The organism is Rufibacter ruber, from assembly GCF_014138425.1.
Classification (GTDB): Bacteria; Bacteroidota; Bacteroidia; order Cytophagales; family Hymenobacteraceae; genus Nibribacter; species Nibribacter ruber_C.
Window position 1 is genome coordinate 58112 of the sequence record NZ_JACJIQ010000017.1, and the last position, 12025, is coordinate 70136.

The following is a 12025-nucleotide window of genomic DNA, read 5'->3' on the forward strand; positions in this document are numbered from 1 at the left end:
GAAGAGTTAGCAATGGCTACAGCGTTTCCGGGCTACTTTCCGGAAAACAAGCCGAAAACGCACACCTCCTTTTCAGTGCCTGCGGGAGCGGGCAACGCAGAAGCCGTAGGCGCCGAGGTGCTTAGCGGGAGCACAGACAGGCGGTGCAAATCAGCAATGGCCGCGTTGGCGACGAAAGAAACAGCGGTTGCCAGGTACGAAATTAATGAAGGGAAGCCTGTTTGAGCGGCAGCGAGTTTGAGGCTTCTTGATTCTTTTGGTTAGGTTGAGCATCAAGGATCAACGTGACAAACAGGGGCAGAAAGCAGTTCAGATGGAGGTTGGGCAAGAACAGCGGTGGGTGCAAAAGCAATTCGCTGATGGCCGGGAAACGTTCAGCAATGCGTAAGAGACAAGGCGGTGCCTGGTCTCTACAGATATAGGAATGTTCAGCAAACAGAATCTCAGCAATGCGTGCCCTCCTGTGTAAACATCCCCTTCGCCCCCTTCAAAGGGGGGATCAACTAAAGTAAGCATGCTTTCAATGAGAAGGGAGAAGGAATCAACGCTTAGAGTACATAAAAACGTGTTATACAGCCTTTAAACCGCCTTCTCTGACATCAATCACTGGCTAAACTGACGCACGTCATCTTTTTCCCTCCCGTATCTCCTGACCTTTGTATCAACTGAAAGGGCAAGGTAAGCGCGTAAGGGGTTGAGTTCACTTCTTTTTCCGCCGCCGCCTGTTTCAGGAGAGAAAAAATCGGCGCAGCCATGAACATTATCTTTTTACTCATCTGCATCAGTCTGCTGGTGGCCATCCTGTTTCTGGGGGCATTCCTGTGGGCGGTGCGCTCCGGCCAGTACGAGGACGATTACACCCCCTCGGTGCGCATTCTCTTTGACAACGAATTAACCAAAAAACAACCCATTACTTCAATATCTACTAAACCAATGGAGGACACCGCACATGTTAGCTGAGGTTCTAAAAGCTCCGGGCGAAGCGCTAAAATCCAGCGTCCGCACCGTAGAAACATTCTACTATGACAACAAGATTGTCAGGGATTTCGCCTATGCCACCCTGTTCTGGGGCGTGGCGGGCATGCTCATAGGAGTGATCATTGCGTTCCAGCTGGCACGCCCTGAGCTCAACATGGGCACTGAGTACACCACCTTCGGGCGGGTCCGTCCGCTGCACACCAATGCCGTGATCTTCGCGTTTGTGGGCAACGGTATCTTCATGGGCGTGTACTACTCACTGCAGCGCCTCTGCAAGACCAGAATGTACTCAGACAAACTGAGTAAGATTCACTTCTGGGCCTGGCAGCTGATTATTGTCTCTGCGGTGATTACCCTTCCGTTGGGGATTACTACCTCAAAAGAGTACGCTGAGCTGGAATGGCCCATTGACATTGCCATTACGCTGGTATGGGTGGTGTTTGGCTGGAACATGTTCGGGACCATTATTAAACGCCGCGAGCGCCACATGTACGTGGGGATCTGGTTCTACATTGCCACGTTCCTGACCGTTGCGGTACTGCACATTGTAAACTCATACGAGATTCCGGTAACGTTCATGAAAAGCTACTCTGGCTACGCCGGGGTGCAGGATGCGCTGGTGCAGTGGTGGTATGGCCACAACGCGGTTGCGTTCTTCCTGACTACGCCGTACCTGGGTATGATGTACTACTTCCTGCCTAAAGCGGCTGGCCGTCCGGTATACTCGTACCGTCTGTCAATTATCCACTTCTGGTCTTTGATCTTCATTTACATCTGGGCCGGTCCGCACCACTTGCTGTACACCGCCCTGCCAGACTGGGCGCAGTCACTGGGGGTAGTATTCTCTGTGATGCTGATTGCCCCAAGCTGGGGTGGTATGATCAACGGTCTCTTGACCCTGCGCGGTGCCTGGGACAAAGTACGCACTGAGCCAGTGTTGAAGTTCATGGTGGTAGCCATCACCGCCTACGGTATGGCAACGTTTGAAGGCCCTATGCTTTCTTTGAAGAACGTAAACGCCATTGCCCACTACACTGACTGGATAGTAGCCCACGTACACGTAGGCGCCCTGGGCTGGAACGGCTTCCTGACCTTTGGTATCCTGTACTGGCTGTTGCCCCGCATCTTCAGAACCGAGCTGTACTCTAAAAAACTGGCCAACTGGCACTTCTGGTTAGGCACGCTGGGTATCCTGTTCTACGCCGTGCCTATGTACTGGGCTGGTTTCACCCAAGGCTTGATGTGGAAACAGTTCAACAACGAAGGGCTGCTCCAGTATTCTAACTTCCTGGAGACCGTGCTGCAGATTGTGCCTATGTACTACCTGCGCGGTATTGGCGGGGTACTCTACTTAGGTGGCGTGTTCCTGATGATCTACAACATTGTGAAAACCGTGAAAAGCGGTTCTCTCTTAGCCAATGAAGAAGCCCAGGCTGCCCCGTTAATGCCAGCCGCCGTGATCAAAAACACGGGTGAGCACACCGGAGGCCACTGGCACCGCATGATTGAGCGCAGACCGGTACAAATGGCCGTATTCGCCACGGTTGCCATCTTGATTGGTGGTCTGGTAGAGATGATCCCAACGTTCCTGGTAGAGTCTAACGTGCCTACTATTGCCAGCGTGAAACCTTACACCGCCCTTGAGCTGCAGGGCCGCGATGTCTACATCAAAGAAGGCTGCGTGAACTGTCACTCTCAGATGGTGCGGCCGTTCCGCTCTGAGACTGAGCGCTACGGTGAGTACTCTAAAGCCGGCGAGTTTGTGTATGACCGTCCGTTCCTGTGGGGCTCTAAGCGTACCGGGCCAGACTTGCACCGGGTAGGAGGGAAGTACCCGCACAGCTGGCACTACCACCACATGCTGGACCCAACCTCTATGTCTCCGGGTTCTATCATGCCCGCCTACCCATGGTTGCTGGAGAAAGACCTGGACGTGAGCGACACCCAGGCCAAAATTGAAACCCTGACCAGCTTAGGTACTCCGTACGCTCCCGGCTACGCCCAAAAAGCGAACGAAGACTTAGCCCGTCAGGCCAAAGAAATCGCCGCTGAGCTTAAAAAGGAGAACATTGAGGTGAAGCCTGAGAAAGAGATTGTGGCCCTCATTGCCTATCTGCAACGCCTGGGTACAGACATTAAAGTGAAAGAAGAAAAGTAGTTAATAGTTGTTGGTTGTTAGTTTTTGGACAACATAGTTTACAGGAAGGTGCTCCTTACAAGCAATAAAGCAGGAGAGGAGTAGTCTGAAAATCTAACAACCAACAACCAATAACTGACAACTAATAAGAGCCATGTATAAAGAAATATTACAGTCCATAGACGGAATTGAGATTTACCCAATCATCTCGTTCCTTATCTTCTTCTTCTTCTTCCTTGGGTTGATTGCCTACGTGGTGGTAGAAAAGAAAGAGCATATCCAGAGCATGAAAGCCATGCCCCTGCAGAATGATAATGGATTTGACCACCCTTTAAACCCACGGTCATGAAACGATTGATACTTTCCCTGGCCGCCGCGGCACTGGTAGCGGGAACAGGGCTACAACCCGCCGCCGCCCAGGATGCCGTAAAAGGCAAGTCTATCTTTGACGCCAACTGCGCCGCCTGCCACAGTGTGCAGGAGCAGGTGGTGGGCCCTGCCCTCAAAGACGTGCACAAACGCCGCGATGAGAAATGGATCACCAGCTTTGTGAAGAACTCCACCAAAATGATTGCCTCTGGTGACAAACAGGCGGTAGAGATCTTTGAGAAATTTGGGAAAACCCAGATGACCAGCTTTGAAGGTGCGCTCTCAGACGGTGACATCAAAGACGTGATCGCCTATGTCAAAGAAGAAAGCGACAAGCCCGCAGAAGCCAAGGTAGAGGTTGCACCTACTGACCCTACTAAGACAGACGGGGCAACTCCGGCCGCGGCCAGTTTTAACTGGAAAGCCATTCCGCCCGCTACCCAGCTGCTGGTGGTGCTGATCGGGTTCCTGTTGGTGATGGTGCTGGTGTTCCTGGTAATGACCTTTGTGCAGGCGCTTCCGTTGCTGTCTCACATGTATGACAAGCCCGCCCTGCGCAATACCGCCATGGCCCGTTTCATTGCCTTGCTGCGCGGTGACACGTCTACCATTACCGGCAAGCACAAAGACATCCTTATGGAAGACCACAGCTATGACGGTATACATGAGTTTGACAACGACCTGCCACCTTGGTGGAAATACACCTTCTATGTGACCATTGTGTTTGGGGTAGCGTACTTGCTGCACTACCACGTGTTTAGCAGCGGTAACCTGCAGCTCGCCGAGTACGAGGCCGAGGTACAGCAAGCCGCCCTGTTGAACCCATCTGGTGGCGAAGAGGGGAACGTGAACGAGGTGACCAACTTCACCGCTCTCACAGAGTCTGCGAAACTGGAAGCCGGGAAAGCCGCCTTCATCCAGAACTGCGCCGCCTGCCACGGTCAGGAGGGACAAGGGGTGGTTGGTCCTAACCTGACAGACGAATTCTGGCTGCACGGCGGCGATGTGAACGATGTCTTCAAGGTAGTGAAGTACGGCGTGACCAGCAAAGGCATGGTGGCCTGGCAGAAAAAGCTGAGCGATGACCAGATCCTGGAAGTTTCCAGCTACATTCTGAGTTTGAAAGGCAGCAACCCGGCCAACGCCAAAGCCCCGCAAGGCGAGAAATACGTGCCTAAGAAATAGAGAACCTCTAAAGTACATTACAACCCTTTATTACGTCTCTTTTATAGAAGCCCCTGTCTGTAAGGCAGGGGCTTTTAGTTGTTTGTCTGGGAGAATGGTGGGAGGGTATTTCTGTTTCTGGCCTGTTTTAGAGAAAACAGCTCCAAAACGCAAAAGCGGTGTTCCTGCTCCCCCAGGGAGAAGGGTAGGAAGAGGGGCTGCGGTTCTAATAGTAAAGGTAATTGGCGCAGACACCCGCAGGTCTGGAAGACAGGGCGAGGTCATATGAGTAGACGGTAAAGTGGTGGCAAAAGTATACCCCCCAACCCCTCCAAGGAGGGGAGTGATCTGGTAAGCGTGGATCTGCTTGTGTAAACATCCCCCTTCACCCCCTTCAAAGGGGGAGTATCAGCTGGAGTTAGAAGGCACGGAAGGAACTTCCGCGCCATAGGGGGCTATAGAGGCAGAGGTAATGTGAGGCTGCCGCCTCATGGAAGCTGAAAGCTTCCGCCATTATAGGTCCAAGTTGAAAACTTGAACCAGAGAAAGCGGCAAATAAGCAGCAAAAAGTAAACAAACAACAATGAACAATCAACACTTCTGCTGGTGCCACCTCTGTTAATTAGCACTTCTGCCCCTGGCTGATGTGCGCAGCACGGGCTCGTCTCAGGCTAGCGGATCAGCAGTAGTTACCTACTGAAGCAGACAGAGCAAGTAAGGAAGTATCAGGAGAGGAACCGAAACCAGTCCTGGGGGTGAGCGCCTCTGTTACTACGGTGCCGCTTCAGCGGCAAGGCCGGAGGGCCTAGTTTTAACAGCAGTGCTCACCTCCAGGACGGGGCCCCGCGGCCGTGAGCGCTTACCGGAAAAGATGAAACAGTACAGTGAGTGAGGCACCGGAGCAAACGGTAAAGCCAAGGGAACAGCAAACTACGCACTGACACTGCAGTAGAAACAAGCAAGCGAACAACAGCCCACGTTCTAATCAGCAGGAAGTCAAAAAGAACAGCTAACTGCTTGCTGTTCCAAATCAGAAGACCTCAAAGCCAGACTCCCCCTGCTGGGCTGGGCAAATAGATATGAGAAGGAAAAACTGACGAAGATCATTTTCGCCAATGACCCATGAACTCGTGAACCGCAGAGGAGACCGGTAATTTTACATCGTAATTCGGAGCAAAGGAGACACCTTCCGCCAAATTACGAGAACCCCCTCTCGCTGCCGGGCGCACAACCGGTATGAGACCATGAGTACATTATTAACAGATCCAGAAACCTTTAGAGACACGCTCTCTACCGTTGACAAAGACGGAAAACGGGTTTGGCTTTACCCTAAGAAGCCCAGCGGGAAATTGTACCAGTACCGCAAGTATGTGAGCTACGCGCTCCTGACCCTGCTCTTCACGGGACCTTTCATGAAAGTGAACGGGCTGCCGTTGTTGCTCTTCAATATTCCGGCCCGTAAGTTTGTCCTGTTCGGCATGATCTTCTGGCCGCAGGATTTCTTTATCCTGCTCATCGGGTTCATGGCCTTTATCATGTTCATCATCCTGTTCACCGTGGTGTACGGGCGGGTGTTCTGCGGTTGGGTGTGCCCCCAGACCATTTTCATGGAAATGGTGTTCCGGCGCATAGAATACTGGATTGAAGGAGATGCCCCCCAGCAGAAAGCCTTAGACAAATCGCCCCTGAACTGGAACAAACTCTGGAAAAAGACCGCCAAACACACCCTGTTCGTGCTGGTATCTTTTGTGATTGCCCATACCTTTCTGGCCTACATCATTGGGGTAGAGGAACTCTGGAAAATAGTCACAGATTCCCCGGCCAACCATTTAGGCGGACTTTTCTCTTTGATTCTGTTCACCGGCGTGTTCTACGGGGTATTTGCCCGCTTTAGAGAGCAGGTGTGTACCATTGTCTGCCCCTACGGAAGGCTGCAAGGCGTCATGCTGGACAAGCAGAGTTTAACCGTAGCCTATGACTACGAGCGCGGTGAACCCAGAGGCAAGCTCCGCAAGAACCAGGTCCGGACTGAGGGCGACTGTATTGACTGCCATCAGTGCGTGCAGGTATGCCCCACCGGCATTGATATCAGAAACGGTGCCCAGCAGATGGAGTGTATCAACTGCACCGCCTGTATAGACATCTGTAACTCCATCATGGACCTGGTGAACAAGCCGCACGGCCTTATCAAAGTGGCTACAGAGGAAAGTATAGCGGAGAAGAAAGCCTGGAAATTCACTACCCGTATGAAGTCTTACACAGCCGTGCTGGTGGTGCTGGTGGGCGCGTTCACCACGTTGCTGATTACCCGCAGCAACATTGACGCCACCATTCTGCGCACGCCGGGCATGCTCTACCAGGAGACGGACAAAGGCACCGTGACCAACCTCTACCACATTACGCTCATCAACAAAACCGATGAAGAGCTACCGGTAAGCCTCAAGCTCCTTTCTTCTGAAGGTTCTATCAAAGTGGTGCGCAATGAGCTGGTGCTTCCTAAGCAAGGCTTGACAGAAGGTGTCTTCTTTGTAGAAATTCCTAAGAAAGAACTAGCCTCAGCCTCCTCTAAAGTAGAAATTGGTGTCTACAGCGGTGACAAACTCATTGCCACTGAGAAAACCAAGTTCCTGGGGCCTGGCCACTAAATATATTTTGAGAAAGAGTGACGGTGAGAATGACCGGCAACCGGCGTCTCACCCTCACTCACCAAAAACCATCAACCCAAAATAAGAAACTACCATGTCTACCCATACTACCACCACCCCTGTTAAGCAATTCTCCCTGCTGCCCTACATCATCATCACCGCCTTCATACTGTTTGGCTCTTACATTGGCTTTATGGTCTACGGGGCCATGCAGAGTGAGGTGAACCTGGTGAGCAAAGACTACTATGCAGAAGAGCTGGCCTATAGCCAACGCATGAAGCAGCTGCAGGAAACCCAGCAACTGGAGCAGCCCATCCATATAGTGTCTGCCGAAATGGCAGAACAACTGGTAATCCAGTTCCCCAAAGAGTTGGCTAAAGCCGAAGGCATAGTGCACCTTTTCAGACCCTCTGATGAGAAACTGGATGTGGTCCTGAAACTGGAGTTGTCGCCAGAAGGCCTGCAGAACATCAATACCGCCAGCCTGGCCAAAGGCCATTGGCGGGTGCAGGTGACCGGCAAGCTGAACGGGAAGGAATATTACCAGGCACAGGACGTAACACTCTAATACCATGTGGTGGGCGGGTGCAATCATAGGTTTTATCAGTAGTTTCCATTGCGTGGGGATGTGCGGCCCCATAGCCATGGCGCTGCCTGTTGGCAGGGGTACCGGCGCTTCTTTTGTGGGAGGCCGGCTCCTGTACAACCTGGGCCGTGTAACTACTTACACCAGCCTGGGCCTGGTAGCGGGGCTGCTGGGCCGCACGCTGCAGCTGGCGGGCTGGCAACAAACCATCTCTATTGTGTCTGGGGTCCTGATGTTGGCCCTGGTGCTGTTACCCAGATTGGATACCGGTACCCTGGGCCAGAAACTGGGTACTGACCGCTGGTGGAACGCCCTCCGGAAAGCCATTGGCAAACAGTTTCAAAATCCTTCGCCAAAGGCGCTGTTCACGGTGGGCTTGCTCAACGGTCTGCTGCCCTGCGGCATGGTGTATTTTGCGTTGGCGGGGGCGGTAAGTGCGCAAAACGTAGGCGGGGCTGTGCTGTACATGGCCATGTTTGGGTTGGGAACGCTGCCGCTAATGTGGCTGGTGTCCCTTTCCGGTAAAATTATTCAGCCCAGGTGGCGGGCGCTCATGCGCAATGCCGTGCCCTACGTGGCGGGGTGCCTGGCCGTGCTGTTCATTTTGAGAGGCCTCAATTTAGGGGTGCCGTATCTGAGTCCTAAGCTAGTAACTACGGAGCAAGAGGCGCCTGTGTGCCATGTTCCTTCATAAGATACCCAAACGTTAACCAACAAGCACATGAAAACCTCACCAAGAATCCTGCTTCCGTTTAATTTTACAGACGGCTGCGTGGCCGCTCTACGGTATGCCTATCAGTTTGCCGGCAAGGTAGGTGCTGATATCACCTTGTTGCACTGCAGCGGCTCCCTCAAGCTTACCCCAACCTTTAAAAGCCACCTGCTTCTGAGGCTAAGGTCGTTTGCTGAACGCTACGCCTCTAGTTATGTTACCGGTACCGGTGTAGACCCTGTTATTGAATGTGTGCTGAAGGAAGGCAACCTTAGGGAAAACCTGCGTTCAGCCGCAGAAGAAGTAGGGGCCAGCTTAGTCCTGTCTCCCGCCGATTATTTATTGCAGACCCTGACTGAAGGGGAGGTGGTGGCCCTGCCGGAACTGGTTGCCTGCCCTGTGCTGCTGGTGCCAGAGAAAGCAATATTTACCCCCCTCAAAGAAATTGTCTTCACCCTGGATGTCACTGACACAGACGCCAGCGTGATGCAAACGGTGCAGCGGTTGGCCCAGCGCTTTCAGGCGCACCTGTCATTGCTGCACCTGCACAGCAAATTAGACGGTGTGAGTTTCTGCCAGGTGCAGAAAGCCAGCGAAAAAGTGAAGCAGGAGCTGGAGTACGCCCACTGCTCTATCACCTGTCTGGAAGAAGAGGACCTGCTGGAAGGCCTGAATGACTTTGCGGCCCCGCGTATCCCGGACCTGTTTGTAATGGCCACCCGTGACACGCACCTGCTGCACCAGTATTTCTCCGGCCGCTACCGCAAAACCAGCGCCTACCATTTGCACACGCCGCTGCTAAACCTGTACCAGGCCCGCAGAACCGCCTGTTCAGGAGGCTGTACCCACTGCAACACCTCCAGCCATTCCCATGCCTCTGAGGCAGCTGAAGCAACCGTGGGGTAAGGCGTAATCCTGCTTTTGGGCTGTTTTATGAAAAACAGGCCGAAAACAGGATTTGTGCGCACCACTAGTTGACACAGCTTTTGTGCTTCAGAAGGTCCTATACAGGAACAGCCCTGCTTTAGAGATAAAGCAGGGCTGTTCCTGTATAGGACCTTCTGAAAGCAGTTAATGCATAGGGCCGTAACCCACCACTACTACAGACTCCATCAGATGCACTGGTTTCCCTTTTAGTTGAGATGAGACCTTGGCAAGAGATTGCTGATGATCCTGCGTCATTTTGGTCTTGTCATTCTTGAACCCGTCAATCAGGATAGAGAAGGGGAATACAAAGGTAGTGGGGGAGGTGGTGCCATTGGTTTCCCACGCGGACATTTTATTGACTACCCTTACAATCTTTTTTTCTAAGGAAGGGTGGCTGGCCTGCAATACCTTCATGTTGCCGGGGTTGCCATTCTTGTCAATGGTTAACTGAATGAACACGCTGCCATACTCATTGTTCTTCTGTGCAACCGAAGGAATTCTGATGTTATTGGCTAAAAACTTGTACAGCTCGTTCTTTCCACCCGGGAACTGGGGCTCCCTGGAGTTCTGGTCTTTGGGAGTGTGCTCCCTGGTGGCGGCTTGTGGTTCAGCAGAGGCTTGCAGATGCAATTGGTAGGACGAGAGCGAGAGCACCAGCAGGGCCACCAGCGGAAGGGCCAGAAGCTGTTTCATTTTGGGGGTGCGGCGGTTGGTTTGGTGAATCATGTGAATACGTTTTAGAGTGAGTGATTTATTAAAGAAATGACCTATGGTGATAGAAGAGGCTTGCAAGACTTGATTGGCGAGCAGGAGCCCATAGGTTTTCCGGTCACCGGTGGTAACTACCTGGGCATCTGCCATAAATTCATGCACGGCAACCAGGGCTTTTCTGTATACCGGGAGAAGGGGGTTGAACCAGAATAAAATGCACAGGACCTCCATAAAAAGCAAATCATAGCTGTGCCCCTGCCTCACGTGAACCCGCTCATGCTGCAAAATGCGCTCCTGGTCTGCTGCACTCAGGGAGAGGGTGTTGTCCCAGAAAATGCAGCGGAAGAAAGAGAACGTAGGCCAAGCCCCCTGCGTGGGAATATAGGTGATGCCATCACGGGTTTCGGCAGTAGCCTGGTGTTGCACCTTGAGGGCCCTGAAGAGCAGTAACTGACGTAGAAACCTATAGGCTGTATAACTGAAGCCGCCAACATACAAAAGCCCAAGTAGACCGGACCAGTGGAACCAATCATGTTGAGAGGCCGCGGCATCTGCAACAGGTACCTTGATGAGAACGGCCGTAGGTGCCGCCACCAGTGCTGATAATGGGGCTATGGCAGCTACTTGTACCGGAATCTGTAAAAGGGGCAGGAGCAGGGAGAGGACCGTGGCGGCTAATAAATACGCACGATTAAACCCAAAACACGTCTCCTGCCTCAGAACCAGGTGAAAAAAGAGAAAGAAGGCGAGTAGGCAGGCGCCAGATTCCAGAGAATAGGCAAGCAGGCTATTGGTCATGATCTTCTGGGGTAGAATTCTTTTTTACATAGTTCACCAGTTCCTCCAGTTCCTTTACATCTAACTCCTCTTCCTGAGCGAAAAAAGAGACCATGCGTTTAAAGGACCCGCCAAAGTAGCCGCTTACAAAGTTTTTGAGAAAGAACTTCTGGTAGTCGCTTTTCTTGATGAGGGGGTAGTACTCATGGGTTTTTCCGTAAGCGGTGTAGCCTACAAACCCCTTCTTCTCCAGAATTCGCACAATAGTGGAGACCGAATTATATATAGGCTTCGGCTCTGGGAACTGCTCTATCACATCTTTCACAAAGCCTTTTCCAATCTTCCAGAAGATGTGCATGACCTGTTCCTCTGCTTTGGTTAACTCTTTCATTTTAAAGTGGCTGGTGGTTGTATAAACGTATAACTTAATTTTAAGTTATACAACTTATTTTTAAGTTATTTTCAGTGTGAAAGAAATTCCTCAGGTAGGGAGCGTTTTAGAAGGACGGGGATGTTAAGGGCCAACTTTCTGTTTTTGGGCTGTTTTATGAAAAACAGGCCGAAAACAGAAATCCCGCAGCTAATGTAGGTGCGGGATTTCTATAATCTGTCAGGATGAGCTAAGCGATAGGTCAGGTATTCTGCCCTGGCATCGCGTTGGGGGCTTGGCTGGCGTCCCGTTCATCTACCAGCCGCATGTACCTTGGCAACTCTTTAGAGACGTCTTCTTTTTGGTAGAGGCGGCAGTGGTGGTGGAAGGTGCGCGCTCCAGACAGGGGCCCATCTTATGGAAGCAGAGGTTATCCTGAGGGAGCAGGCGGTCAAACGGCAGCACCACGTCAACAAAGTTTTTCCCTGACCTGATGAGGGAGCAGAACCTGTGTTCCCGGCCAGGGAAATCATAGACTTGGTGGGGTGCAGCGTAAAACCGCCAATGGTGCGGTACTACCCCAGAAAAAGCTGGTACAACCCTACCGTATGCGCAGACTTGGCCCGCAGAAACTCTTCTACCGTTTTGT

The 12025-nt window shown here is 52.1% G+C and carries 10 protein-coding genes; 8 read left to right on the forward strand and 2 right to left on the reverse strand.

Annotated elements, in window-relative coordinates; all coding sequences use genetic code 11:
• The first annotated feature begins 753 nt into the window (after positions 1-753).
• The 8 genes from ccoS to FHS90_RS17750 all read left to right on the forward strand — a co-directional run bounded on the left by ccoS (position 754) and on the right by FHS90_RS17750 (position 9497).
• Positions 754-960 (forward strand): cbb3-type cytochrome oxidase assembly protein CcoS, encoded by a 207-nt coding sequence (ccoS, locus tag FHS90_RS17715; protein ID WP_149097431.1) that lies wholly within the window; start codon positions 754-756, stop codon positions 958-960.
• Complete coding sequence (gene ccoN / locus FHS90_RS17720; RefSeq protein WP_182514040.1) at positions 950-3136, forward strand: cytochrome-c oxidase, cbb3-type subunit I; 2187 nt, start codon at positions 950-952, stop codon at positions 3134-3136. Before ccoS ends, ccoN begins: the two co-directional genes overlap by 11 nt.
• A gap of 133 nt (positions 3137-3269) precedes the next feature.
• On the forward strand, positions 3270-3464 hold the full coding sequence (locus FHS90_RS17725; protein ID WP_066835972.1) for a hypothetical protein: 195 nt from the start codon (positions 3270-3272) through the stop codon (positions 3462-3464).
• A complete protein-coding gene (locus FHS90_RS17730; RefSeq protein ID WP_066835970.1) occupies positions 3461-4669 on the forward strand; it encodes a c-type cytochrome in 1209 nt (402 codons plus the stop codon). Before FHS90_RS17725 ends, FHS90_RS17730 begins: the two co-directional genes overlap by 4 nt.
• 1223 nt (positions 4670-5892) lie before the next feature.
• Positions 5893-7293, forward strand: a complete 1401-nt coding sequence (ccoG, locus tag FHS90_RS17735; protein ID WP_066835968.1) for a cytochrome c oxidase accessory protein CcoG — start codon at positions 5893-5895, stop codon at positions 7291-7293.
• 94 nt (positions 7294-7387) lie between these two features.
• A complete protein-coding gene (locus FHS90_RS17740) occupies positions 7388-7861 on the forward strand; it encodes a FixH family protein (protein ID WP_182514041.1) in 474 nt (157 codons plus the stop codon).
• A gap of 4 nt (positions 7862-7865) precedes the next feature.
• Positions 7866-8573, forward strand: coding sequence for a sulfite exporter TauE/SafE family protein (locus tag FHS90_RS17745; RefSeq protein ID WP_182514042.1), 708 nt, complete (start codon positions 7866-7868; stop codon positions 8571-8573).
• A 27-nt stretch (positions 8574-8600) separates the two neighbouring features.
• Positions 8601-9497 carry a universal stress protein gene (locus tag FHS90_RS17750; protein WP_182514043.1) on the forward strand — a complete coding sequence of 299 codons (897 nt, stop codon included), beginning with the start codon at positions 8601-8603 and terminating at the stop codon, positions 9495-9497.
• 165 nt (positions 9498-9662) lie between these two features.
• Here FHS90_RS17750 and FHS90_RS17755 read toward each other — a convergent pair whose 3' ends face one another.
• Both FHS90_RS17755 and FHS90_RS17760 read right to left on the reverse strand, forming a co-directional pair.
• A complete protein-coding gene (locus FHS90_RS17755) occupies positions 9663-11027 on the reverse strand; it encodes a M56 family metallopeptidase (protein WP_182514044.1) in 1365 nt (454 codons plus the stop codon).
• Positions 11017-11397, reverse strand: a complete 381-nt coding sequence (locus FHS90_RS17760; protein ID WP_066835958.1) for a BlaI/MecI/CopY family transcriptional regulator — start codon at positions 11395-11397, stop codon at positions 11017-11019. The genes FHS90_RS17755 and FHS90_RS17760 overlap by 11 nt, the downstream gene beginning before the upstream one ends.
• Between the last annotated feature and the right edge of the window lie 628 nt (positions 11398-12025).